The following is a 24,538-nucleotide window of genomic DNA, read 5'->3' on the forward strand; positions in this document are numbered from 1 at the left end:
CGCGCCCGGTCCCGCACACCTTCACGCCGCCTGGACGTCCATCCGCGCCCCGAACTCCCTTACCACCGGCTCCTCGCGGTAAGGCGCGAGCCGCTGCTGGAAGTCCTCCAGATACTCGGCACCGCGGTTCGAACGCAGCGTTCCGAGCAGCTCCACGGCCTTCATGCCCGTGTGGCACGCCTGCTCGACGTCCCGCCGCTGGACCTGCGCCGTCGCGAGCAGGACGAGCCCGATCGCCCGCCGCCGCGCCCGTGTCTCGGGGTGCCCCGCGAGGGACTCCTCGGCACTGCGCGCCGCCGCGTCGGCCTGGCCCAAGTCACGGTGACAATGCGCCAATTCATCGGCCAGATACGCATGGTCGAAGTGCCGGATCCACACCGGGTCGTCGCCCGAGCCCGCTTCCCCGGCCGCCCGGTCCATCGCCTCCACCGCACGGCCCGCGACGGCCTGGGTGGAGCGCCCGTCCCCGAGCAGCGCGTGGCCCCGCGCCTCGGCGGCGTAGAACATGGCCTCCGCGCGCGGGGTGACCCGCCCGCGCGTCCCCTCCTGGGCCGCCCGCGCCAACTGCGCGATCTCCCGCGGGTTTCCGAGCTGGGCCGCGAGATGGCTCATGGACGCGGCGAGCACGTACCCGCCGTACCCGCGGTCGCCCGCCGCCTGCGCCAGGCGCAGCGCCTGGATGTAGTAGCGCTGGGCCAGGCCGGGCTGGCCCGTGTCCACCGCCATGTACCCGGCGAGCTCCGTCAACCGCGCGACGGCGGCGAACAGTTCCCGCCCCACCGATTCGCGGTACGAACCGGCGAGCAGCCCGGACACGACGCTGTTCAGGTAGTGCACGACGACCGGCCGGACGTGCCCGCTGCCGTACTGGTGGTCGAGCTGCGTCAGGGCGTCGGTCATGGCCCGCACCGCCGCCACGTCGGAGGGCCCGACCCGCGGCCCGGCCATCCGGCCGACCTGCGCGTCCGGGGACGAGATCAGCCAGTCGCGGCTCGGCTCGACGAGCGCGGACGCGGCGACGGAGGAGCCGGACAGGAAGTCCCGCCGGCCCACGTCGCTGCGCCACAGCTCGCAGACCTGCTCGATGGCGCCGAGCACGGTGGGCGAGAACTGGAGGCCGACGCCGGAGGCGAGGTTCTTGCCGTTCGCCATGCCGATCTCGTCGATGGTGACCGTGCGGCCCAGCTTGCGGCCCAGTGCCTCCGCGATGATGCCGGGCGCCCTGCCGCGCGGCTGCTGGCCGCGCAGCCACCGGGCGACCGACGTCTTGTCGTAGCGCAGATCGAGACCGTGCTCCGCGCCGCACATGTTGACCCGGCGGGCCAGGCCCGCGTTCGAGCAGCCCGCTTCCTGAATGAGTGCCTGCAGCCTTTCATTGGGCTGCCGCGCGACGAGCGGCCTTGCGGCCATGGCGTACCCCCTGATGTGCACCGTGGTTCATCTGGACGGAGCGACCGGATTCGGCCACCCCAGATGATCAATGCCCTTGGAACAAACGGAAGATGCACCACAAACGGGCGATAAGTCGGCAAGTGGGCATCTTCGGAGTGCCTCAGACTGGCTACCCGCACATGGAACCCATTCCCCATGCGCGCCCCCACCCGTGCACCCATGCGCCCCACATGCAGGATCGATGCTCCGCCCCCGCGCACGCGACGGCCGTAACCGTAGGTGTCGGGCGGAGTTGAGAAGTCCGTGGAAGAGACCATCGGAGTCACGTCAGCCGCGCACATCCCGAAGCAGCGCGGAGAATCCTTGCTGGACACGGCCGTGCGATACGCGGAAGAGCGCCACTGGGACGTGTTCCCCGGGACGTGGCTCGAGTCCGTCGAGGGGGCCGAAATCTGCTCGTGCGGTGACACCGCGTGCACGACACCCGGCTCGCACCCGGCGCGCGAGGACTGGGCGACCCAGGCGACCGGCAGCGCGACCGTCGCCCGGCGCCTGTGGTCCAAGCAGCCGAAGTCGTCGATCCTGCTGCCCACGGGCCGCACGTTCGACGCGATCGACGTGCCGGAGACCGCCGGGTTCCTCGCGCTCGCCCGCATGGAGCGGATGGAGCTCACGCTCGGACCCGTCACCTGTACGCCCGACCGCCGCATGCAGTTCTTCGTCCTGCCCGGAGCCACCGCCAAGGTCCCCGACCTCGTACGCAAGCTGGGCTGGCCGCCCGCCGCGATCGACCTGATCTCGCTGGGCGAGGGCGCGTACGTGGCCGCGCCCCCGACCCGCTTCGGCGCCTCGGGCGCCGTGCAGTGGGCGTGCCGCCCCACCGCGGCCAACCGCTGGCTCCCCGACGCCGAGGAGATCATCTCCCCGCTGGCCTACGCCTGCGGGCGCGAGGCACGCCGCTAGGCACCCGGGGGCGCGCGAACGCCAGGCACCCGGGGGCGCGCGCGGTCGGACGGGCCGGATATCCGCCCCGTCCGGCCTTCGCCCCCTCCGCCGACGTATCGTGCGCGAACGGCGACGAAAGGCGGGCACCGTGACCGAGGCAGCACCGGCGGCAGCACCCGGACCCGCGGCGGTGCGGGTACAAGGGCTGTGGAAGTCCTTCGGCCGGCAGATCGCGGTCGCCGGGATCGACCTCACGCTCCCCGCGGGCAAGTTCATCGGCCTCGTCGGCCCGAACGGCGCGGGCAAGACCACCACCCTGTCCATGGTCACCGGCCTCCTGCGGCCCGACCGGGGCACGGTGGAGGTCGTCGGCCACGACGTGTGGACCGACCCCGTGCAGGTCAAGGCCCGCATCGGCGTCCTGCCCGAAGGGCTGCGCCTCTTCGAGCGCCTCTCGGGACGCGAACTCCTCGCCTACACCGGGCGGCTGCGCGGACTGCCCGGCGCCGAGGTCGACAAGAGGGCGACCCAGCTCCTGGACGTCCTTGACCTCGCGGGCGCCCAGCACAAACTCGTCGTCGACTACTCGACCGGCATGCGCAAGAAGATCGGCCTCGCCGCGGCCCTGCTCCACAACCCCGAGGTCCTCTTCCTCGACGAACCCTTCGAGGGCGTCGACCCCGTCTCCGCGCAGACCATCCGCGGCGTCCTGGAGCGCTACACCGCATCCGGGGCGACCGTCGTCTTCTCCTCGCACGTCATGGAGCTCGTCGAATCCCTCTGCGACTGGGTCGCCGTCATGGCGGCGGGCCGCATCCGCGCCCAGGGCACCCTCGCCGAGGTGCGCGGCGAGGCCCCCTCGCTCCAGCAGGCGTTCCTCGAACTCGTCGGCGCGGGCGGCCGCGACACCGGATCGCACCTCGACTGGCTGGGCGGCGGCACCCGATGAGCACGGCACCCACGGCCGCCGCGGGCCCCTCCATCACCCCCGTCTTCGTCCGGCTCAAGCTCTCCCTCCTGCGCAACGGCCTGCACCAGTCCTCCGGCCGCCGCGCCGCCTACATCGCCTCCGTCGCCGCCACGCTCCTGGTCGCCGCCCTCCAGCTCCTCGGCCTGATCGCCCTGCGCGGCAACGAACACGCCGCCACCGTCTCCGTCCTGCTCACCGCCGTGCTCGCGCTCGGCTGGGCGGTGATGCCGCTGTTCTTCCCCAGCGGCGACGAGACCCTCGACCCCACCCGCCTGGTGATGCTGCCGCTGCGGCCCCGGCCGCTGGTCCGCGCGCTCCTCGTCGCGTCCCTCGTCGGCGTCGGCCCGCTCTTCACCCTCTGCCTCGCCCTCGGCTCCGTGATCTCCCTCGCGCACGGCGCGGCGGCGGCCGTCACCGGGGTCCTGGCGATCGCGCTGACCCTGCTCGTCTGCGTGGCCCTCGCGCGCACCGTCGCCGCCGCCAACATCCGCCTCCTGACCAGCCGCAAGGGGCGCGATCTGGCCGTTCTGAGCGGCCTGGTCATCGCGGTCGGGGCGCAGCTCGTCAACTTCGGGGCGCAAAAGCTCGGTTCGTCCGGGCTCTCGCAGCTCGACCCGGCGGCGGACGTCGTGCGCTGGATCCCGCCCGCGTCGGCCATCGGCGCCGTCGACTCGGTCAGCGAGGGCTCGTACGCCACCGGGGCCGCCCAGCTCGCACTGAGCGCCGCCGCGCTCGCCGGGCTCCTCGCCCTCTGGCAGCGCAGCCTCACCCACCTGATGACCACCCCGGACGGCTCGACGCTCGCCGCGGCCGAACCCGCCAAGACGCGCGCCGCACGCGGCCCGGGCCGGCTCGTGCCCGGCGGACGCACCGGCACGGTCATGGAACGCAGCCTGCGCTATGTGTGGCGCGACCCGAAGACGAAGGCCGCCTGGGTGACGTCCCTGGCCATCGGCCTCATCGTGCCGCTCTTCAACGCCCTGCAAGGGACCGGCTCGATCTACTTCGCGTGCTTCGCGGCCGGGATGCTCGGCGTCCTCATGTACAACCAGTTCGGCCAGGACACCTCGGCGTTCTGGATGGTCGCGATGGCGATCTCGTCGACCCACGACGCGTACGTCGAGATCCGCGCCCGCGCCCTGGCGCTCCTTGTGATCACTCTGCCGTACGCGGGCCTGGTCACGGTCCTGACGGCGGCGGTGCTCGGCGACTGGAGCGGCCTCGCGGAGGCGCTCGGCCTCTCCTTCGCGCTGCTCGGCGCGATGCTGGCCACGGGCGCCTGGTCGTCGGCGCGCTTCCCCTACTCGATCCCGCAGGAGGGCTACAAGAACGTGGCCCCCGGCCAGGCGGGCCTGGCCTGGATCTCGATCTTCGGCGGGATGGTCGCGGCGGCGCTCCTGTGCGCCCCGGTGCTCGCCTTCACGATCTGGCTGCACGTGTCGGGCGCGGACAACTGGTCCTGGCTGCTGCTGCCGCTGGGCGGGGCCTACGGCACGGTGATCACGTACCTGGGTCTGCGGCTGGCGGCGCCGAGGGTGGCACGACGGCTGCCGGAGATCCTCTCGGCGGTCAGCAAGGGCTGACCCCGGAGAAGCCCGGAAGAGCCCACAGAACACCCGGAGAGCCCGGAGAGCCCGGAGAAGCCGGAGAACCCGGAGAACCCTGAGAACACAGACGACCCGCGAGCCGTGGTCCCCGCCGCATGAGACGGCGGGGAGCCGGCCGGACGTACCGGCGGCTCGCGGGTCGGGTGACTGCCTGGGATTGGGCCGGCTGCACGCACGTCACACGTGCTGGTCCGGCGCCGAAATCGAGTTGCGACGACGGGCCACTAGCCCGCAGTCACCTCACGCGTCCGGTTTCCATACATCTGCCGAACCACCTCCTCTCCGTGATGACTCACACCCTAGGAACCCTGTCGCCTCGTCTCAACCGCTTTTTCCGGAAGCCGGTGGGACGGGCTCCTCCCGGGTGTCGTAGGCGTAACCGTCACCGCGCTGGAGCAGGCGCAGATTGCGATGGGAGACGTTGATCCGTCCGCCCGACGTGGTGATGCTGTGCTGGCCCCTGGCCCGTACGGAAACACGACCGTGCCAGGTGCCCGCCCACTTTCCGGTGGGGACCGTCGCACGTACGAAGTCGCCGGTGACGTATCCGAAATGCTGTTTGCTCCGGGCCCGCTGAAGTCGGGGGAAGCCGAAGCGGTCGGGGGTGGTACGAGCGTAGGAACCCCGCCCGGTGGCCTTCACGACCAGAACGCGGCCGGGCACGCGGACGATCCGGCCGCCGTTCTCCCGATCCAGGTCGCCGACGGCGAGGGCGTCGAGGGTGTGGGTCTTGCCGAGCCCCATTGCCGTGCGGTTCCGATGGGTGTGGCTGCCCGGCCGGACGTGCACGGGCGGGCCGAGAGCGGTCAGCTCCTCGATGAGCCGACGCCGGGTCGAGTTCATGACCGCGGCGTCGCGCAGGGGTGCACGGACCTGGGCGAGGACCTCCGCGAGTCGCTCCGGTCGGCCGGCGAGGAAGAGGGTGACGGGTGTGCTGCCCTTGGCCTGGTTGCAGGGCACACAGGCGAGGACGAGGTTGGAGAGCCTGCTGGAGCCACCGCCGCTGACGGGGTGCACGTGGTCGATGTTCAGAGCGACACCGGTCGCTCCGCAGTACCGGCAGGCCCTGCCGTGAGCGGCCAGCAAGTACGCGCGAGCGTCCGTTCCGGCGAGTGGACCGTTCTGGTGCTCGCCGTCCCTGAGCCGCTTGCCCGCGGTCAGGGAATGGGTGTCGAACCCGACGCTCTCCACGTGGATCTCCATGACCGGCGCGTACCGGCAGAGGCGGTTCACCAGGGAGACGGTGGTGTCGACCCGGTGGCGCAGTGAGGGGGCCAGCCACCCCTCCGGGCGGGGGCGGTTCTGGCTTCTCGGTGCTCTGTGGCGAAGGTTCGCGGACCGTCGCCGGTGCCGGTATCCGGCCCGCTGCTTCATCCGGTGGCGGATCTGGTCGCCGTGGTGGCGGAGTTCGACGGCCATCAAGCCCCTGCGCGCCAAAACGGTTTCTCCGGGCAGACCCGTCACCGTTCTCTCGTCCGTGAGGGCGAAGCCCGTGGCCTGGGATCCGGGGTCGACGCGCACCTGTACGCCGTCGACCACCGACTGGTCGCGCGTGCGGTCCTTGAGCCGGATGGTGAACGGGACACGCAGGTGGACCACGGCCCGCCCCCCGTCGAGCAGTTGGCGTGCCCGTGCGGGGTGGCACGGCATCAACGGGCGCCTGTCTCTGCCCAGTACGAAGACTCTGCTGTCGCCGATGCCGCCGCCGTATTCCGGAAGTGAGGGAGCGTCACCGCTCCCGGTCTCTGCCGTCTCCACCGCCGCAACGGTCGCTCCGGCGTGACGCCGACGGGGTCTGACGCGATGCCCGCCGGTCTCCCCTCGCCCATGTTCCCCGCCGGTGCCCCGCGCGACGGCGGGGAGTCCGTGAGCCGTTTCGTCCTCGCTCCTGAGGGTGTCTGCTCTCACGGATTCCAGTGCGGGCTGCTGAGGAAGCACAGCCAGGTGGGTCTGCTCGCCCACGGAGAACGTAGCCATCAAAAGGCGCCTTCCTCTGACCTGGTGGTCCTGATGACTCGGACTGATCACTCGGCGTGTCCTTGGGGGACAGGCTCCGGCCGTGTGCCGAGGAGCGAGTGATCTCCCTTCATGTGTTGCGTCGCCGACGCTAGCGATCACGACGCCCCCGGGGATCTGCATCACGTGATGCCAGCCATTTGTGCGAATCTTCGGACGTGCGTCTGATTCCGGGCCTCCACCCGCGCCCCGCATTTTCGGGCAACGATTTCGTCCAACTTCTGGGAAGTACCTGTGGGCTGCGTCACGTTCGAGTTCAATGATCTGACGTGCGGTATACGCAGAACATGCAGCTCATGAGGACACGGCCTGCAGGGGGTGCCAGGTGAGTGCTTCCCGGCGCAGCGGAACCACCGACGAGTTGGGGCCTGAAGAACCCGAGCCCGGTGGGGCCGAATTGCTCGCGGCATTGCTGGACGGGATGGACGCCGCCTTGTGCGCGTTCGACGCCGATGGGGTGGTGACGCACTGGAATCGTGAGGCCGAGCGGATTCTCGGGTGGTCGGCGGCGGAGGCCGTCGGGCGGCGGGGGTTCGCGGGGTGGGCGGTGCGGACGGCCGACGCCGAGGAGGTCGAGACGCGGCTGATGTCCGCCATGGAGGCGCACGGACGGCAGGTGCACGAGTTCGCGCTCCTGACGAAGGACGGCGGCCGGGTGCTCGTGCGGACGCAGTCGGCGGCCGTGCGGGGCGCGGACGGGAAGCCTTCCGGGGTGTACTGCGCGTTCAGCGAGGTCCATGCGCAGATCGACCTGGAGCGGTCCATCGCGCTGAGCGAGGCCCTGTTCGAGAACGCGTCGTGGGGTGTGGTGCTGGTCGACGCGGATCTGCGTCCCGCCGTGGCGAACGAACATGCCGCCCGGTCCTTGGGGATGGGGCGTACGGCTCTGCTGGGGCGGCCGCTCGGGGAGTTGCTCGGGCAGGGCGTGGAGGAGCTGGAGAGCGCGCTGAGCCATGTGCTGGCGGAAGGCGCGCCGCCGGCGCCCGCGGAGATGTGGGTGTCGGTGCGGGCCACGGAGAGCGGTGAGCCGGAGCGGCGTTGCTGGCGCAGCGGCTTTCTGCGGCTGGCCTCGCCGTTGGCGGAGGAGCCGGTGCCGTTGGGGGTCGCCTGGCTGTTCCTGGACGTGACGGAGGCCAAGCAGACCGAGCAGGAGGCGGCGCAACTGCGGTTCCGTTCGCAGCAGTTGCACCGGGCGGCGCGGGCGGCGGGTGAGTGCGAGGATCCGATGGAGGCGGCGACGGTCCAGCTGGACTTCGCCCTGGCGGGTTTCGCCGACCACGCGTTGATCGATCTGGTCACGGGCGAGGAGGAGCCGGTACGCCTCATCCGCGTGGCCGCCACGCCCGCCGGTGCTCCGGGCCCTTGCCTGCCGGTGGCCAAGGCGGGGCTGCCGGTCCGCTATCTGGAGGGGCATCCGGCCCCGCAGTGCGTGGACCGGGTGGGTTCGGTGCGGGCCAGTGCCGGTACGGCGCCGCCCGAGCGGGCCCGGGAGTGGGCGGCGGCGCGGCAGTGGCCGGAGGATTCGGTGCACGCGTTGTGCACGGTGCTGCGGAGCCGGGGGCGGACGCTGGGGGTGGTGACGTTCTTGCGGGGCGCGAGCCGTACGCAGTTCGAGCGGGCGGACGCGACGTACGCGGAGAGCGTCTCGGCGCGGGTCGCGGCCTCGCTGGATCTTGCGGGGGTTGCGGGGGCCAGGTGATTTCTTCGGGCCCCTGGGCCTGGGTGGGGGGCGGTTCCACTGCGGGTGGGTGGGGGCGGTTCCACTGCGGGTGGGTGGGGGCGGTTCCACTGCGGGTGGACGGGGGTCGGCTCCACTGCGGGTGGGTGGGGGGCTAGCCCGCCGCTTCGCGGCGGGTGTTTCCCGCCCGCCCACCCGTTTGCCCGGCGGTGTGATCGGGGGGGGTGGGAGGCGATTGCCGTGGTGCGGCGCCTGCCACCCCTTACGCCGCGTGCAGCGCCAGTGTCGGGGAAAGGCGGGCCGCCCGTACCGCCGGGTACAAGCCTGCCACCGTGCCGATGGCCAGCGTCGCGGCGAAGCCGCCGGTGACCGCCCAGAGGGGGACCACCCAGGGGAGTCCGCCCGACGCCGCGTACGCGCCCGTCGCCGCCGCGCCCAGGGCGATGCCCGCAAGGCCGCCGAGCCCGGACAGCATCAGGGACTCCGTCACGAACTGGATCCGGATCTGCCCCTTCGTCGCCCCCATGGAGCGGCGCAGGCCGATCTCGTGGCGTCGCTCGAGGACCGAGATGATCATAGTGTTGGCGACTCCGACGCCTCCCACGAGCAAGGCGATCCCGCCGAGGCCCAGGAGCAGCGTGGAGAAGGCGCCTTCCGTCGTCGCCTTCGCCTTGAGCGCGGACGACGGGTCGGAGACCTGGACGTTGCGCGGGTTCTCCGGGTCGATGGAGGCGGCGAGCAGGTCGCGGACCTCGTGCACGGAGGCGTCGGTCGACCGCTCGTACACCGAGGTGGGGCGGCCGTCGAAGCCCAGTTCGCTCGTGGCCGCGTCCCAGCCGACGAGCGCGGAGCGCTCCACGTCGGGTGAGAGCGGCAGCGGGTCGAGGATGCCGACGACGGTGAAGTAGCGGTCGTCCACCCAGACCTGCTGGCCCGGGTGCGTGATGCCGAGCCGGTCGGCGGCGACGTGGCCGAGGACGATCGCGGGGTAGCGGCTGTTGGCCGCGTTGAACCACGTGCCGTGGTCCATCCGGCCGCGCAGCACCTTCAGGAGGCCCTCGGTGGCCGCCTTGACGGCGATGCCGCCGGTCTCGTCCTCGGGGATCTTCTCGCTGCGCCGCACGGTGCGGTCGAGGTCGCCGGTCGCGCCGACGTCCCGTACGCCCTTCATGCGCGAGACGCGGCCCGCCGCGTCGCGCGGGAGGACCACCTTCTCCCCGGAGAACAGGGGCTCCCCGGGGGCCGCCACCAGCAGGTTCGTGCCCAGTTCGTCCAGCTCGCGCAGGAGTTGCGCCTTGCTGGACGAGGAGATGCCCACCACGGCGATCATCGTGGCGATGCCGATCGCGATCCCGAGCGCGGAGAGCACGACGCGCACGGGGCGGCTGCGCAGGCCCGCCGAGCCGACGTGCAGGACGTCCCGCGGCCCGAGCCGCGCCGCCTTCAGCCGCGGGGTCGGCCCCGGGTTCGGCCCCGGGTTCGGTCCCAGGTTCGGTCCCGGGTTCGGTCCCGGGTTCCTGATCTTTTTCGTACGGATCATCCGGACCGCCCCTCCTCACGGGCCGCGGCCCGCACGTCCGCCACCACCTGCCCGTCCCGGATCCGCACCTGCCGCGGCAGCCGCCCCGCGATCTCCGTGTCGTGCGTGATGACGGCGATGGTCGCGCCCTGCGCGTTGAGGTCGTGCAGGAGCTCCATCACCGCCTCGCCGGACGCCGAGTCCAGCGCCCCGGTCGGCTCGTCGGCCAGGAGCAGGTCCGGCGCCCCGACGACCGCGCGCGCGATGGCGACGCGCTGTTTCTGGCCGCCGGACAGTTCGTGCGGGCGGTGTCCCATGCGGTCGGCGAGGCCGACCCGGTCCAGGGCTTCGGCGGCCCGTGCGCGGCGCCGGCCGCGCGAGAGGCCGGAGTACAGCAGGCCTTCGGCCACGTTGTCGCGGGCGCTGATCCCCGGGACCAAATGGAAGGCCTGGAAGACGAAGCCGATGTGCCGTGCGCGCAGCGCGGAGAGGCTGCGGTCGGGCAGCCGCGCGATGTCGTGCCCCGCGATCGCCACCGAGCCCCGTGAGGGGCGGTCGAGGGTGCCGATGATGTGCAGGAGCGTCGACTTGCCGGACCCGGAGGGGCCGACGATGGCGAGGAGTTCGCCCTCCTCGACGCGCAGGTCCACGCCGCGCAGGGCGGCGACCCCGCCGGGGTACTCCTTGGTGACTGCGCCCAACTCCACGACGGTGCTCATGTCTTGGGCACCCCGACCTTCATGCCGTCCTCAAGTCCGCCGCCGGTGACTTCGACGCGGCCCTGGCCGAACATGCCGAGTCCGACCTTCACCTGGCGGGCGCGGCCGTGCTCGACGACCTGGACGCCGTAGCCGCCGCCGGGCAGGGCGAGCAGGGCGTTGACGGGGACGGACAGGACGTCCTTGCGGGTCTGGCCCGTGAGGTTGACCGTGACCGGGGACTGGTCGAAGCCGCCGACCTTGCCGGGGTCGTCGAAGGAGACCGTCACGGGGATCGTGGGGGTCTTGTCGGCGGGGTCGTCGCCCGGCTTGGCGGTCTTGCCGACGGACGCGATCTTGCCCTTGGCGGTGGTGCCGTCCGGCAGGTCCACGGTGACCTTGGTGCCCACCTCGGCGAGCTTGCCCTCGGCGACGTCGAGCCGGAAGCGGACGACCCGTTCGGAGCCGGTGGTGGAGAGCACCGGCTTGCCCGGCGCGACCTGGTCGCCGACGGCCGCATCGGTGGACTTCACGCGGACGCCGCCCGGCGAGAAGGCGATCTGGTCGGGTCCGACGCGGCCCGTCTGCTTGCGGTCGTGGGCCTTCTGCCACTGCTTGACGGCGGCGGCGGTGCCGTCCGTGAACGTGTCGTCGACGGCGAGCCCGGCCCCGTACCCGAGTGCCCGGAGGTTCTCCTCCAGCTGTCGTACGTCGTTGCCCTCGTCGCCGGTCTTGAGCGTGCGGTACATGGGTTCGGTGCCGTACATGAGGCGTACGGGGACGCCGTTGACCTCGTACAGGCGGCCGTCGCGCCGGACGGTGGAGCCGCTGTCCGCGGTCCGGGTGAGGATGCCGGTGGTGCCCGCGTTGACCTTGCGTTCCTTGGCGTAGCCGAGGGTGCCGTCGGTCTGGGTGCCGCTGCTGAGGTCGCCGCGTTCGACGGGGGCGGTGGCGGGCGGGAGTCCGGTGTCCCGCCGTGCGGAGGTGTCCTTGCCGGGGTCGGCGAGTGCGGTGACGGCGACGCCGGTGATCGCGAGCAGGGCCACGACGGTGGCGACGACGGCGGTGCGGCGCCTCACGCGACGATGTCCTTGCACGCCTTGGCGGCCTTCTCCATCTTCTTGGCCTCGGCGCCCTCGGGCATCTTCTGGGCTTCCATGGCGCCGCCGTCGAACTTCGGGTCGGGCATGTCGAAGCCGTTCTTGCGCATGCACTGGGCGTACTTGAGCATCTTGTCCTTGTCGGCCTGCGAGACCGATCCGCCGCCCGGCCGGCCGTTCTTGCCGGTGCACTCCTTCATGGCGGCCTCCATCTTGTCCTTGCTGAGGTCGCCGCCGATGGTGATGCCGCGGGTGTCCTCGCCGGCCTTGGGCTCGGGGACGTCGAGGCCGTGCTTGCGCAGGCACTCGCGCTCCTTGAAGGCGGCGTCGGCCTGCTTGCCCTTGCCGCCGTCGGCCTTGTCCCGGCTGCCGCCGTCGCCGTCGCCGAAGGAGCAGGCTCCGGCGAACAGGGCGAGGGCGGCGAAACCTGACGCGATGGCCGCCGAGCGCGTACGGGTCTTCGTGGCAGTCCTCATGGCTTCCCCTTCACTGGTGGTGTCGGCGCGGCAGCGCGCCGGCGCGCCCAGGCTGGCGGGAAGGGAGGTTTCGTTTCTCTCAACGGAGACGCTTACACCGACGAAAGGTGCACTTCAGGTACACAGGGCCGCATGCGCGTACTGCTGGTGGAGGACGAGGATTTCCTGGCCGAGATGATCGCCGACGGGTTGCGCAGGGACGCGCTCGCGGTCGATGTCGCGGCTGACGGCCTGACGGCGCTGCGCAAGCTCCAGCTGGGCGAGTACGACGTGGTCGTCCTGGACCGGGACCTGCCTGGCCTGCACGGCGACGAGGTGTGCCGCAGGGTGGTGGGGCAGCGGCTGCTCACGCGGGTCTTGATGCTCACGGCGTCGGCCACGGTCCGCGACCGGGTGGCGGGGCTCGGTCTGGGCGCCGACGACTATCTGACGAAGCCGTTCGCGTACGACGAGCTCCTCGCCCGCGTGCTGGCCCTCGGCCGCCGTACGCGCCCCGCGCTGCCGCCGGTCATCGAGCGTGCGGGCCTGGTCCTGGACACGGCCCGGCGCCAGGCCAGCCGGGAGGGCCGGCATCTGGCGCTCTCGCGCAAGGAGTTCGCGGTCCTGGAGGCGCTGCTGCGGGCGGAGGGCGCGGTGGTCAGCGGCGAGGACCTGATCGAGCAGGTCTGGGAGGAGGACACCAGTTACCGCACGAACGCGGTCCGGGTCACCCTCTCCAAGCTCCGCACGAAGCTGGGCGACCCGCCGGTGGTGGAGACGGTCCCGGGCGCGGGCTACCGGATCACGGGCTGGTCGGCGTGAGGCGCACCGCGGGGAGGTGGATCGCGGGGAGGCGGATCGCGTGGGGGCGGCTCGGGGCGAGGCGGTCCGGGGCGAGGCAGGCCGACGGGAGGCAGGCAGACGATTGGCAGGCCGAAGGGAAGCAAGCAGACCAAGGGTGGGCAGACCAGGGGGCGGCCGGCGGGAGCGGCTTTCGAGTCGGGCGTCTCAGCGGTGAACGCGCCCGGCTCACCGCCCTCTACGGCGGCATGCTGGTCCTGGCGGGAGGGCTGCTCACCGGGCTCGTGTACCTCCTGGTGCGGCAGGGGCTCTACTCCTCGATCAGCACCGCCGTCACCACCGCCGTCCCCGCCCGCAGGATGGATCCGCCCTGGCTGCTGCCCACTCCGGCCGCGTCCGCTTCGGTCGCCAGGCGGATGCCCGCCGACGGCGTCACGGCGACGGACATCACGCAGGGACTCGCCGTCACGAAGATCAGTGACATCGCCGGGCAGGCGGCCCTCAGCAGGCTTCTGACGGTCTCCGTGATCGTCCTGTTCGTGTACGCGGCGCTCTCGATCCTCCTCGCCTGGTGGATGGCGGGCCGCGTCCTGCACCCGGTGAGCGTGATCACCGGCACCGCGCGCCGGCTGTCCGGCGAGAATCTGCACGAGCGGATCGCGCTCGACGCACCGCCGGGCGAGCTGAAGCAGCTGGCCGACACCTTCGACGAGATGCTGGGGCGGATAGAGCAGCTGGTCAGCGCGCAGCAGCGGTTCGCAGCGAACGCCGCGCACGAGCTGCGCACCCCGCTGGCCGTGCAGCGGGCCGCCGCCGAGATCGGTCTCGCGGGTGATCCGGACGCGGACCAGGTGGCCCGGATCCGTACGAAGCTGATCTCCGTCGCTCAGGACAGCGAGCACCTGATCGAGGGGCTGCTGCTGCTCGCCACCTCGGAGCGGGGTCCGGAGCGGCGGGAGTCCGTCGCGCTGGACGTCGTCGCGGGCGCGGTGACCGAGGGGCTCACGGTCCGGGCGGCCGGGCGTGGCGTCGCCCTGTCTTTGCACGCCGAGCCGCTCACCGTGTGCGGTGACGGGGTGCTCCTGGACCGTCTCGTGCACAACCTGGTGGCGAACGCCGTGGACTACAACGTCGAGGGCGGCCGGGTCGAGGTGCGCACCGGTCCCGAGGGCGTGCGGGTCACCAACACGGGGCCCGTGGTCCCGCCGGAGACCGTCCCGCACCTCTTCGAGCCCTTCCGGCGCCTTCGGGAGCGTACGCACGCGCCCGGGGAGGGTGCGGGGCTCGGCCTGTCCATCGTCGCCGCGATCGCCCGCGCACACGGCGCTGAGGCGACCGCGGAGGCGAACGGCGAGGGCGGGGGCCTCACGGTGCGGGTGCGCTTCCCCACGGGCCCGCAGGGGCTTCGGCGGGGCCGCCCGGCGGGGGGCTCGGAGCGGGCGTGACCTGGGGCGGCGGCGAGGCCCTCAGCGGCGGTAGAAGATGCGGTCGCCGTACTCGGCGAACACGCGGCCGTTCCACTCGTGCCCGCCGTCCACGTTGCCCGAGCGCAGCAGCGGGGGCTCGACCCCGCGCGCGGCGAGCTGCTCGACGGCGGTCGCCGTCACCGCCTGCATGATCGCGTTCGTGACGACGCTGGAGGCGGGCCCGAACGGCGCGTCGACCGTGTCGAGGCTGAGCTCGGCGTCCCCGAGGGCGATCTTGGAGTCGATCACCACGTCGCAGTGGTCCTTGAGGAAGGTGCCGGACACGTGCCGCGACTTCGTCTCCGTCGCGTACGCCACGGACGTCACGCCGATGACCTTGAGGCCGAGGGCGCGGGCGTTCATCGCCATCTCCACCGGCAGCGAGTTCCGCCCGGAGAGCGAGATGATCACCAGGACGTCGCCGGGGCGGGCCGGTGAGGAGTCGAGGACGGCGCCCGCGAGGCCGTCCACACGCTCCAGGGCCGAGCCGAGCGTGGCGGGCATGACGTCGACGCCGACGACGCCGGGGACGGCGAGGAGGTTCATCAGGGCGAGGCCGCCCGCGCGGTAGACGACGTCCTGGGCGGCCAGCGAGGAGTGCCCGGCGCCGAAGGCGAAGAGCCTGCCGCCCGCCTCGACGGCGTCGGCGAGCAGCGTGCCCGCCGCGTCGATGCTCCCGCCCTCCTCGTCGCGCACCCGCCCGAGCAGTCCGATCGCGGCGTCGATGTACTGACCGGCCAGCTTGCTCTCGCTCTTCGAGCCCATGCGCCGAGGAACCTTTCCGGGGACGAATGCCGTGTGCCGCGGATCACGTTGCGGTCTGGACCAGTGCCCTGTCAATACGGCCCGAGCACCTCGTCCGGGCCGTGAGGACCGGGTTTTCCCCTGGCGCGACCCGGTTGTCGGCGGTATGCGTCAGACTTGAGGGCAGGGCCGGCCGCACGAGCGAGATCTGAGGGGCACCCATGTCGGGGCTTATTGACACCACTGAGATGTATTTGCGCACCATCCTCGAGCTGGAGGAGGAAGGTGTGGTCCCCATGCGCGCCCGGATCGCCGAGCGGCTCGACCAGAGCGGGCCGACGGTGAGCCAGACGGTCGCGCGCATGGAGCGCGACGGCCTGGTGGCCGTCGCGAGCGACCGCCATCTGGAGCTGACCGAGGAGGGCCGCAGGCTCGCCACCCGCGTGATGCGCAAGCACCGCCTGGCGGAGTGCCTCCTGGTCGACGTGATCGGCCTGGAGTGGGAGCAGGTCCACGCGGAGGCGTGTCGCTGGGAGCACGTGATGAGCGAGGCGGTGGAGCGCCGCGTCCTGGAGCTCCTGCGCCACCCCACCGAGTCTCCGTACGGCAACCCGATCCCGGGCCTGGAGGAGCTGGGCGAGAAGGACGGGGCGGACCCGTTCCTGGACGAGGGCATGGTCTCCCTGGTCGATCTCGACCCGGGCGCGGAGGGCAAGACCGTCGTGGTGCGCCGCATCGGCGAGCCGATCCAGACGGACGCGCAGCTGATGTACACGCTGCGGCGCGCGGGCGTGCAGCCCGGTTCCGTGGTGAGCGTGACGGAGTCCGCGGGCGGGGTGCTCGTGGGCAGCAGCGGGGAGGCGGCCGAGCTGGACGCGGAGGTCGCCTCGCACGTCTTCGTCGCCAAGCGCTGAGGATCCGCTCGGGGGTCCGCGGGGCCGCACGCCGGCGCCCGCGGCCCCGCGCGACGGCGCGATCCGGCCCCGTTACCGGGAGTACGAGTCAACTCGCGGTAATCCTCGGACAGTTGTGAAGACGCCGGGATCGCGCGGGGTCCAAGATTCAGTGTGCCGATTGGCAGCGCCCGGACGTTTTGCGTGCAAGGCTGTCGCGAGAGGCATATGACCTGAGGGCTCCGTGACGGGTCTGCGCCGGTCGGACCGCCACGGCCGTGGGAGGGGGCAGGAGGATGTGCCCAGCTGGTGAGCGGGAGCGTGTTCGCGAGCGGTGCGGATCAGCGCCTCCTTCACGTACAGCACGTACAGCACGTACAGAGGGCCCCGGCGCCCTTGAGCGCCGGGGCCTGTCCTCCCCCGTTTCGACCCGGAGCCCCGAGCTCCCAGGGTCGTCCCCCGCGGGCCGTTTTCCCCGAGCGGCCCGCCTCCCGATGAAGATCTCCCCTCGGCAGCGGCGGCCAATCCTTGAGTGTGGTCACTCGAACGAGGGGTGTTGCCGGCGATCTGGCCGCTTTCGAAAACGGGTTCGATAGCGTGCGGGGGTGCGTGACGGAACCAGGCGTTCGGCCCGAGTGGATTCAAGGGGGGTGCCAGGAAACATGGTGCGGCGCATCGACGTGACGGGCGCGGGTGGCGTACGCCTCGCGGCCTGGGAATTCGCCGATCCTCCCAAGTCCAGGGAGACCGACGGACCGCCTGGCGGCGTGCTGTTACTGCACGGCCTGATGGGCCGTGCCTCCCACTGGGCGGGCACCGCCCGCTGGCTCTCCGAGCGACATCGCGCGGTCGCACTCGACCAGCGTGCGCACGGGCAGAGCGACAAGCCCCCCGAGGGCCCCTTCACCCGCGAGGCCTACGTGGACGACGCCGAGGCCGCGCTCGTCCAGCTCGGACTCGCCCCGGCCGTCCTCATCGGCCACTCGATGGGCGCGCTCACCGCCTGGCAGCTCGCCGCGAAGCGCCCCGACCTCGTCCGCGCCCTGATCATCTGCGACATGCGGGCCTCCGCGCTCGGCGCCGCGTCGCAGCGCGAGTGGGAGGACTGGTTCAAGGCCTGGCCCGTCCCCTTCGCCACGCTCGCCGACGTGCGCAAGTGGTACGGCGAGGACGACCCCTGGGTCGAGCGGCCCAACCCCTCGCGCGGAGAGTTCTTCGCCGAGGTGATGACCGAGGGCCCGGACGGCTGGCGCCCCGTCTTCCACCGCGACCAGATGCTGAAGTCCCGCGAGACCTGGGTGTACGACGCCCACTGGGAGTCCCTGGCCCAGGTCCAGTGCCCCGCCCTGGTCGTCCGCGGCCTGGACGGCGAGCTGGGCCGCGCCGAGTCCCAGGAGATGGTCCGCGTCCTGCCCCGCGGGGCGTACGCGGAAGTGGCCGACGCCGGGCACCTGGTGCACTACGACCAGCCGGAGGCCTGGCGCGAGGCGATCCAGCCGTTCCTGGACGGGGTCCTGACCGGGTAGGGCACCGCCCCTCCCCCTGCGGCCCCCGCGCGGGCCAGGACCCTCGCTCAGGGGGCCTTCGCGCACGGCACCCGCGCTCAGGGGCTGAGGCGCTCCACCCGCCAGCCCGACGCGGCGGCGGTGGCCGAGGCGCCCGTGGCGGCGTCCGGCTCCGCCCGGACGTACCGCAGGCGGTCGTGCAGGCGGTTCGCCCTGCCCTGCCAGAACTCCACGGACTCCGGAGTGACCCGGAAGCCGCCCCAGTGCGGGGGCGCGGGCACCTGCTCGCCCTCGGGGTAACGCGCCTCCAGATCGGCGTACGCGCCGTCCAGTTCCTCGCGCGTGGCGATGACCGAGGACTGGGCGCTGGCCCAGGCGCCGAGCTGGGAGCCGTGCGGGCGGGTGCGGAAGTACGCCACCGTCTCCTGGCGGGGGACGCGTTCCGCCGTGCCCGTGACGATGACCTGGCGTGCCATCGGGTGCCAGGGGAAGAGGAGCGCGATGTTCCGGTTCTCCGCCAGTTCCCGGGCCTTGCGGGACCCGTAGTTGGTGAAGAAGACGAAGCCGCGCTCGTCGTATCCCTTCAGCAGGACCGTGCGTGAGCTGGGGCGGCCCGCCTCGTCCACGGTCGAGACGACCATGGCGTTCGGCTCGTGCAGGAGGCCCGCGTCGGCCGCGGCGAGCGCCTGCGTGAACCAGAGCGCGAACAGCTCGACGGGTGTCCCGGGCGCGTCCCCCTCGACGAGCCCGTCGGCGCCGTAGTGGGCCCTTATGGCGGCGGGGTCGGGCACGGGAGAGACGGGAGCGGCGGATGCGGCGGCGGATGCTGAGGCGGCGGCTCGATCGGTCACGCGGTCATCCTGCCGTATACGAAGGGCTGTCCGAGGGGGTGTCGCGCACCACGGGGAGGTGACGTGTGGCACTGAGTGCCGCACACCATCGCCAAGGGTGCCGCCAAGGGATATCGTGCGGCTGCCGAATCGGTTGGGTGACCACCAGCCGCACGGGGCATCACCGGGATGACCGATCCGGACCGCGAGTCGAAAGCCGGCAGCCGAGAGCGCACCGGCAGACCGTGGAACCGGGCCGATCATGCCCACTTCTGACACATGGTCACGAGCTGTCTGTCACCACCATCTGTCGTACACATCACGAGGAGCCGCCTGATGTCCGACTTCGTACCCGGACTTGAGGGAGTCATCGCGTTCGAGACGGAGATCGCCGAACCGGACAAGGAAGGCGGCGCGCTTCGCTATCGCGGCGTCGACATCGAGGATCTGGTCGGCCACGTCTCCTTCGGGAACGTCTGGGGCCTGCTCGTCGACGGCGCCTTCAACCCCGGTCTGCCGCCCGCCGAGCCGTTCCCCATCCCGGTGCACTCCGGCGACATCCGCGTCGACGTCCAGTCCGCGCTCGCGATGCTCGCCCCCGTGTGGGGCCTGAAGCCGCTCCTGGACATCAGCGAGCAGGAAGCCCGCGACGACCTCGCACGGGCCGCCGTCATGGCCCTGTCGTACGTCGCCCAGTCCGCGCGCGGCCAGGGTCTGCCGATGGTCCCGCAGCGCGAGATCGACAAGGCCGACACGGTCGTCGAGCGGTTCATGAAGCGCTGGCGCGGCGAGCCCGACCCCAAGCACGTCCAGGCCGTCGACGCGTACTGGACGTCGGCCGCCGAGCACGGCATGAACGCCTCCACGTTCACCGCCCGCGTCATCGCGTCGACGGGCGCGGACGTGGCGGCGGCCCTCTCGGGCGCCGTGGGCGCCATGTCCGGCCCGCTGCACGGCGGTGCGCCCTCGCGTGTCCTCGGCATGATCGAGGAGATCGAGCGCACGGGTGACGCGGTCGCGTACGTGAAGCAGGCGCTGGACAAGGGCGAGCGCCTGATGGGCTTCGGCCACCGGGTGTACCGCGCCGAGGACCCCCGTGCGCGCGTCCTGCGCCGCACGGCCCGCGAGCTGGGCGCGCCGCGCTTCGAGGTGGCGGAGGCGCTGGAGAAGGCCGCGCTCGACGAGCTGCACGCGCGCCGGCCGGACCGGGTCCTGGCGACGAACGTGGAGTTCTGGGCCGCGATCGTCCTGGACTTCGCCGAGGTGCCCGCGCACATGTTCACGTCGATGTTCACCTGCGCCCGGACCGCCGGCTGGTCGGCGCACATCCTGGAGCAGAAGCGCACCGGACGCCTCGTGCGCCCCTCGGCCCGGTACATCGGACCGGGCACGCGGGACCCCCGCGAGGTCGAGGGGTACGGGGACATCGCGCACTAGGGAACCTCGGGGAACACGCTCCCGGACGTGGAGGGGCCGCATCCGCGGCCTCCCGCGTCCGGGAGGGCTCAGCCGAGCGCCCCGGCGAGCAGCACCGTCCACTGCGCCACCACGCGGTTTCTGCGCGCCCCGTCGTCCGTCAGGAGATTGGCGAGACCGAGGCCCCGGGCCATGTCCAGGAGGCCCTGGATGGTCTCCCGCACCCCGGGGCGCGACTCGTCGGCCCCGAGGAGCCGCACCGCGATCCGGTGCGTCTCCCGGCCGACCCGGGCTTCGAGTTCCGTCACGCGTGAACCGAGCTGCGGCTCGTTCGAAGCCGCCACCCACAGATGCAGCGCCGCCCGGAACAAGGGCCCGGTGTAGAGGTCGACGAGGGCGGCCACCACCGACGCCCGGTCCTGCGCGGGAAGCTCCCGCAGGGCGGTGGAGCGCTGCTCGGCCACGTACTCCACGGCCGCCGTGAACAGGTCCTCCCGCGTGGGGAAGTGGTGCTGGGCCGCCCCGCGCGACACCCCGGCCCTCTCGGCGACCACGGAGACCGTGGAGCCCGCCCAGCCGCTCTCTGCGAGGCACGCCACCGCGGCCTCCAGGAGCCGCTGCCGCGTGGCACGGCTGCGGTCCTGCTTGGGCGAGCGGTCGGCCGCGGTCACAGCACCCATGGGCACTCCCGTCGTTCGAGGAACGCCCCCATCCCCTCCCGCGCCTCCGCCGAAGCGAAGAGCCGCGCGGACAGGGCGACGAGGGAGTCCGTGTGGTGGTCGAATGCGTCGAGCACCTTAGCCGTGAGCAGCTTCTTCGTCTCGGCCAGGGCCTGCGGCGCCCCCTTCCGCAGCCCGTCGATGAGGGGCGCGAGCTCCGCGTCCACGTCCTGCCCGGCCGCCGTCACCAGACCGATGCGCGCCGCCTCTGCCCCGCCGAAGCGCTCCCCGGTGAGGAAGTAGCGGGAGGCCGCGCCCGGGTCGAGCCGGGCGAGCAGCGGCATGGAGATGACCGCGGGCGCCACCCCGATCCGTACCTCGGTGAGCGCGAACGTCGCCCCCGGCCCCGCGACCGCCAGGTCGCACACGCCGAGCAGACCGAGCCCGCCCGCCCGCACGTGCCCCTCGACCCGCGCCACCACCGGCTTCGGCAGCTCCACGATCTGCCGCAGCAGCGCCACGAGGTCGAACGGGTCCGGAGGCTCCCGCAGGTCGGCGCCCGAGCAGAACGTGGAGCCGGTGTGCGCGAGGACCACCGCGCGTACGCCGGGGTCCTTGCCGCAGTCGTCCAGTGCCCCGGCGAGGTCCCGCAGCAGGCCCGCCGAGAGGGCGTTGCGGCGGTCGGGGTCGTCCAGGGTGAGCGTGACGATGCCGCGCTCCTGGGGCGTGCGCACGAGTCCCATGAGTTCTCCAGCGGTTCAGAGGCGGGGCGGGCGGGGGCAAGGCGAGGGGTCAGTACGACTTGGGCAGGCCCAGCGTCTGGTGCGAGACGTAGTTCAGGATCATCTCCCGGCTCACCGGGGCGATCCGCGCCACCCGTGACGCCACGATCAGCGAGGCGAGGCCGAACTCCTTGGTCAGGCCGTTGCCGCCGAGGGTGTGCACCGCCTGGTCGACGGTCTTCACGCAGGCGTCGGCGGCGGCGAGCTTGGCCATGTTGGCGGCCTCGCCCGCGCCCATGTCGTCGCCCTCGTCGTAGAGCCTGGCGGCCTTCTGCATCATCAGGCGGGCCAGCTCGACGTCGATGTGGGACTGCGCCAGGGGGTGGGCGATCGCCTGGTGGGCGCCGATCGGGCTCTTCCAGACGCTGCGCTCCTTGGCGTATCCGACGGCCCGGGACAGGGCGTGGCGCGCCATGCCGATGGAGAACGCGGCCGTCATGATCCGCTCGGGGTTGAGGCCGGCGAAGAGCTGGAGCAGTCCGGCGTCCTCGTCGCCCACCAGGGCCTCCGGGGGCAGCCGCACGTCGTCCAGGGTCAGCTCGAACTGCTTCTCCGGCGCCTGGAGTTCCATCTCGATCCACCGCCGACCGAAGCCCTCCGTCTCGCGCGGGACGATGAAGAGGCAGGGCTTGAGGCTGCCGGTCCTGGCGTCTTCCGTGCGGCCCACGATCAGCGTCGCGTCGGCGATGTCGACGCCGGAGATGAAGACCTTGCGGCCGGTCAGGAGCCAGTCACCGGTCGACTCGTCCTTGCGGGCGGTGGTGGTGATGCGGTGGGAGTTGGAGCCCGCGTCGGGTTCGGTGATGCCGAACGCCATGGTGCGGCTGCCGTCGGCGAGACCGGGCAGCCAGGCCGCCTTCTGCTCGTCGGTGCCGAAGCGGGCGATGACGGTGCCGCAGATGGCGGGCGAGACGACCATCATCAGGAGGGGGCAGCCCGCGGCGCCCAGTTCCTCCAGGACGATGGAGAGTTCGGCTATGCCGCCGCCCCCGCCGCCGTACTCCTCGGGCAGGTTCACGCCGAGGTAGCCGAGCTTGGCGGCGTCGGCCCACAGCTCGTCGGGGTGGCCTTCGTCCGCCACGACACGGGTCATGTAGTCGCGGCCGTAGCGCTTGCCGAGTGCGGCGACGGCCGCGCGCAGTGCCTGGTGCTCTTCGGTTTCGAGGACGGTGCTCATACGGATGATGCCTCCTGTACGACGTCCGGGACGTCTACGACGGCGAGCAGCGCCCCGACCTCGACCTGGCGGCCGGGCGCGGCGTGCAGGGCGGTGAGCGTGCCGGAGGCGGGAGCGGAGATACGGTGCTCCATCTTCATGGCCTCCAGCCAGATGAGGGGCTGCCCGGCGGTGACCGGCGCCCCTTCCGTGAGCCCGTCGGCCAGGCGCACGACGGTGCCGGGCATCGGGGCGAGCAGGGAGCCGGGCTCCTGGCGGGTGGTGGGTTCGGGCAGCAGCGGGAGCGCGGTGAGGGCGGTGTTGCCGACGTACACGCGGCCGTCGCCGTACGAGCTGACGGGGAACTTCTTGCGCACGCCGTCGACTTCGAGGACGACGAGGTCGCCGGAGACGGAGAGCACCCGCACCCCGTCCGCGCTCAGGCCCTCCCGCGTGTGCCGGTAGCGCACCTCGTGTGCGGTGCCGTCGGGCTCGCCCCGGAAGAGTTTGACCTGGGGCTGCGAGGCGAGGTTGCGCCAGCCGCCGAACCGGGAGCGCCCGTGGGCGTCGGCGAGCGCGGCGGCCAGCGGGGCGTGCGGGTCCGGTGCGGGGGCGGCGAGCTCGTCGAGGTGCCGGTCGTAGAAGCCCGTGTCCATGCGGGCCTCGGTGAACTCCGGGTGCCGCAGGGACCGCACGAGCAGTTCCCGGTTGGTGACGGGCCCGTGGACGGCGGCGCGCTCCAGGGCTCCCGCGAGGGCGCGCAGGGCCTGCGCGCGCGTGGGGGCGTACGCGATGGCCTTGGCCAGCATCGGGTCGTAGTGCACGCCGATCGTGTCGCCGTCCGCGTACCCGGTGTCGAGCCGCACGCCCGGCACGGTCAGCCGGTGCAGGGTGCCGGTCTGCGGGGCCCAGCCGGCCGCCGGGTCCTCGGCGTAGAGGCGGGCCTCCACCGCGTGGCCGCGCGCGGACGGCGGCTCGTCGGGCAGCCGTTCGCCCTGCGCGACCTGGATCTGCAACGCCACGAGGTCGATCCCGAACACGGCTTCGGTGACGGGGTGTTCGACCTGGAGCCGGGTGTTCATCTCGAGGAACTGCGCCCGGTCGCCCTTGGCCAGGAACTCCACCGTGCCCGCCCCGCGATACGCGGTCACGCGGGCCGCGCGCACGGCCTGCGCGTGCAGCTCCTCGACGAGCCCGGGGGCCAGGCCCGGCGCCGGGGACTCCTCGACGACCTTCTGGTGTCGGCGCTGGAGGGTGCAGTCCCGGGTGCCGAGCGCCCAGACGGTGCCGTGCGCGTCGGCCATGATCTGCACCTCGACGTGTCGGCCGCCCTCCAGGTAGGGCTCGACGAAGACCTCGCCGTCCCCGAAGGCGCTGGCGGCCTCCGCGCGGGCGGCGATCAACTCGTCCTTGAGCGCGTCCAGTTCCCGTACGACGCGCATGCCGCGTCCGCCGCCGCCGGCCGACGCCTTCACCAGGAGCGGCAGATCGGCCTCGGTGACGTCGTCCAGGCCCATCGGCGCGATGCCCATGAGGTCCTTGGCGCGGGTCTTGGAGGCCATGGACTCGATGGCCTCGGGCGGGGGGCCGATCCACACGAGCCCGGCGTCCAGGACCGCGCGGGCGAAGTCCGCGTTCTCGGAGAGGAAGCCGTAGCCGGGGTGGACGGCGTCGGCGCCCGCCGCTTGGGCGGCCTTCACGACGAGTTCGCCGCGCAGATAGGTGTCGGCGGGGGCCGTGCCCGGCAGCCGCACGGCCGTGTCGGCCTCCCGGACGTGCAGGGCGTCCGCGTCGGCGTCGGAGTACACCGCCACGGTGGCGATGCCGAGGTCGCGGCAGGTGCGGAAGACGCGGCAGGCGATCTCGCCCCGGTTGGCGACGAGTATGGAGCTGATCATGGTCTGTT

The 24,538-nt window shown here is 72.4% G+C and carries 21 protein-coding genes; 9 read left to right on the top strand and 12 right to left on the bottom strand.

The features are described from left to right. Positions 1 to 21: 21 nt before the first annotated feature. Positions 22 to 1,410, bottom strand: a complete 1,389-nt coding sequence (locus tag QBL25_RS19370) for a transcriptional regulator (RefSeq protein WP_409058296.1) — start codon at positions 1,408 to 1,410, stop codon at positions 22 to 24. 285 nt (positions 1,411 to 1,695) lie between these two features. Between QBL25_RS19370 and QBL25_RS19375 the strand changes: the two genes are divergently transcribed. The 3 genes from QBL25_RS19375 (at position 1,696) to QBL25_RS19385 (ending at position 4,890) form a co-directional block, all read left to right on the top strand. After that, positions 1,696 to 2,355 (top strand): bifunctional DNA primase/polymerase, encoded by a 660-nt coding sequence (locus QBL25_RS19375; protein WP_409058297.1) that lies wholly within the window; start codon positions 1,696 to 1,698, stop codon positions 2,353 to 2,355. A 130-nt stretch (positions 2,356 to 2,485) separates the two neighbouring features. Beyond that, complete coding sequence (locus QBL25_RS19380) at positions 2,486 to 3,286, top strand: ABC transporter ATP-binding protein (RefSeq protein ID WP_409058298.1); 801 nt, start codon at positions 2,486 to 2,488, stop codon at positions 3,284 to 3,286. Continuing rightward, positions 3,283 to 4,890, top strand: a complete 1,608-nt coding sequence (locus QBL25_RS19385; RefSeq protein ID WP_409058299.1) for a transporter — start codon at positions 3,283 to 3,285, stop codon at positions 4,888 to 4,890. Before QBL25_RS19380 ends, QBL25_RS19385 begins: the two co-directional genes overlap by 4 nt. Before the next feature lie 345 nt (positions 4,891 to 5,235). On the opposite strand, the gene iscB is transcribed toward QBL25_RS19385, so the two are convergent. Then, the gene (gene iscB, locus QBL25_RS19390; protein ID WP_409058300.1) at positions 5,236 to 6,672 is read right to left on the bottom strand and encodes an RNA-guided endonuclease IscB; all 1,437 of its coding nucleotides are present in this window, start codon (positions 6,670 to 6,672) and stop codon (positions 5,236 to 5,238) included. Positions 6,673 to 7,255: 583 nt separating this feature from the next. Here iscB and QBL25_RS19395 point away from each other — a divergent pair. Next, positions 7,256 to 8,629 (top strand): PAS domain-containing protein, encoded by a 1,374-nt coding sequence (locus QBL25_RS19395; RefSeq protein ID WP_409058301.1) that lies wholly within the window; start codon positions 7,256 to 7,258, stop codon positions 8,627 to 8,629. A 241-nt stretch (positions 8,630 to 8,870) separates the two neighbouring features. On the opposite strand, the gene QBL25_RS19400 is transcribed toward QBL25_RS19395, so the two are convergent. Genes QBL25_RS19400 through QBL25_RS19415 form a run of 4 tightly spaced genes read right to left on the bottom strand, consistent with a single transcriptional unit; the run spans position 8,871 to position 12,401 of the window. After that, positions 8,871 to 10,148: an ABC transporter permease gene (locus QBL25_RS19400; RefSeq protein WP_409058302.1), complete on the bottom strand. Its 1,278-nt coding sequence runs from the start codon at positions 10,146 to 10,148 to the stop codon at positions 8,871 to 8,873. Next, positions 10,145 to 10,846, bottom strand: a complete 702-nt coding sequence (locus tag QBL25_RS19405; RefSeq protein WP_409058303.1) for an ABC transporter ATP-binding protein — start codon at positions 10,844 to 10,846, stop codon at positions 10,145 to 10,147. The genes QBL25_RS19400 and QBL25_RS19405 overlap by 4 nt, the downstream gene beginning before the upstream one ends. After that, entirely contained in the window at positions 10,843 to 11,904 is a 1,062-nt protein-coding gene (locus QBL25_RS19410) for an efflux RND transporter periplasmic adaptor subunit (protein ID WP_409058304.1), read from the bottom strand. The genes QBL25_RS19405 and QBL25_RS19410 overlap by 4 nt, the downstream gene beginning before the upstream one ends. Then, on the bottom strand, positions 11,901 to 12,401 hold the full coding sequence (locus QBL25_RS19415) for a hypothetical protein (protein WP_409058305.1): 501 nt from the start codon (positions 12,399 to 12,401) through the stop codon (positions 11,901 to 11,903). Before QBL25_RS19415 ends, QBL25_RS19410 begins: the two co-directional genes overlap by 4 nt. 132 nt (positions 12,402 to 12,533) lie before the next feature. Between QBL25_RS19415 and QBL25_RS19420 the strand changes: the two genes are divergently transcribed. Both QBL25_RS19420 and QBL25_RS19425 read left to right on the top strand, forming a co-directional pair. Continuing rightward, on the top strand, positions 12,534 to 13,202 hold the full coding sequence (locus QBL25_RS19420) for a response regulator transcription factor (protein WP_409058306.1): 669 nt from the start codon (positions 12,534 to 12,536) through the stop codon (positions 13,200 to 13,202). Between the two features lie 227 nt (positions 13,203 to 13,429). After that, on the top strand, positions 13,430 to 14,626 hold the full coding sequence (locus QBL25_RS19425) for a sensor histidine kinase (protein WP_409058307.1): 1,197 nt from the start codon (positions 13,430 to 13,432) through the stop codon (positions 14,624 to 14,626). 21 nt (positions 14,627 to 14,647) lie between these two features. On the opposite strand, the gene QBL25_RS19430 is transcribed toward QBL25_RS19425, so the two are convergent. Continuing rightward, complete coding sequence (locus QBL25_RS19430; protein ID WP_409058308.1) at positions 14,648 to 15,412, bottom strand: SIS domain-containing protein; 765 nt, start codon at positions 15,410 to 15,412, stop codon at positions 14,648 to 14,650. A 200-nt stretch (positions 15,413 to 15,612) separates the two neighbouring features. Between QBL25_RS19430 and QBL25_RS19435 the strand changes: the two genes are divergently transcribed. Beyond that, positions 15,613 to 16,305: a metal-dependent transcriptional regulator gene (locus tag QBL25_RS19435; RefSeq protein ID WP_409058309.1), complete on the top strand. Its 693-nt coding sequence runs from the start codon at positions 15,613 to 15,615 to the stop codon at positions 16,303 to 16,305. A gap of 641 nt (positions 16,306 to 16,946) precedes the next feature. Beyond that, positions 16,947 to 17,810 carry an alpha/beta fold hydrolase gene (locus QBL25_RS19440; RefSeq protein WP_409058310.1) on the top strand — a complete coding sequence of 288 codons (864 nt, stop codon included), beginning with the start codon at positions 16,947 to 16,949 and terminating at the stop codon, positions 17,808 to 17,810. 77 nt (positions 17,811 to 17,887) lie between these two features. Here QBL25_RS19440 and pdxH read toward each other — a convergent pair whose 3' ends face one another. Next, on the bottom strand, positions 17,888 to 18,640 hold the full coding sequence (gene pdxH, locus QBL25_RS19445; protein WP_409058311.1) for a pyridoxamine 5'-phosphate oxidase: 753 nt from the start codon (positions 18,638 to 18,640) through the stop codon (positions 17,888 to 17,890). 315 nt (positions 18,641 to 18,955) lie between these two features. Here pdxH and QBL25_RS19450 point away from each other — a divergent pair, with 315 nt between their 5' ends. Then, on the top strand, positions 18,956 to 20,056 hold the full coding sequence (locus tag QBL25_RS19450; protein ID WP_409058312.1) for a citrate synthase 2: 1,101 nt from the start codon (positions 18,956 to 18,958) through the stop codon (positions 20,054 to 20,056). Positions 20,057 to 20,124: 68 nt separating this feature from the next. On the opposite strand, the gene QBL25_RS19455 is transcribed toward QBL25_RS19450, so the two are convergent. Genes QBL25_RS19455 through QBL25_RS19470 form a run of 4 tightly spaced genes read right to left on the bottom strand, consistent with a single transcriptional unit; the run spans position 20,125 to position 24,530 of the window. Continuing rightward, a complete protein-coding gene (locus QBL25_RS19455) occupies positions 20,125 to 20,715 on the bottom strand; it encodes a TetR/AcrR family transcriptional regulator (protein WP_409058313.1) in 591 nt (196 codons plus the stop codon). Further along, positions 20,703 to 21,437 (bottom strand): enoyl-CoA hydratase family protein, encoded by a 735-nt coding sequence (locus QBL25_RS19460; protein WP_409058314.1) that lies wholly within the window; start codon positions 21,435 to 21,437, stop codon positions 20,703 to 20,705. The genes QBL25_RS19455 and QBL25_RS19460 overlap by 13 nt, the downstream gene beginning before the upstream one ends. Before the next feature lie 49 nt (positions 21,438 to 21,486). Beyond that, positions 21,487 to 22,653, bottom strand: a complete 1,167-nt coding sequence (locus QBL25_RS19465) for an acyl-CoA dehydrogenase family protein (protein ID WP_409058315.1) — start codon at positions 22,651 to 22,653, stop codon at positions 21,487 to 21,489. Beyond that, positions 22,650 to 24,530 (bottom strand): biotin carboxylase N-terminal domain-containing protein, encoded by a 1,881-nt coding sequence (locus QBL25_RS19470; RefSeq protein ID WP_409058316.1) that lies wholly within the window; start codon positions 24,528 to 24,530, stop codon positions 22,650 to 22,652. The genes QBL25_RS19465 and QBL25_RS19470 overlap by 4 nt, the downstream gene beginning before the upstream one ends. Positions 24,531 to 24,538: the final 8 nt, after the last annotated feature.

Source organism: Streptomyces sp. SYP-A7185 (genome assembly GCF_046103685.1).
Classification (GTDB): Bacteria; Actinomycetota; Actinomycetes; order Streptomycetales; family Streptomycetaceae; genus Streptomyces.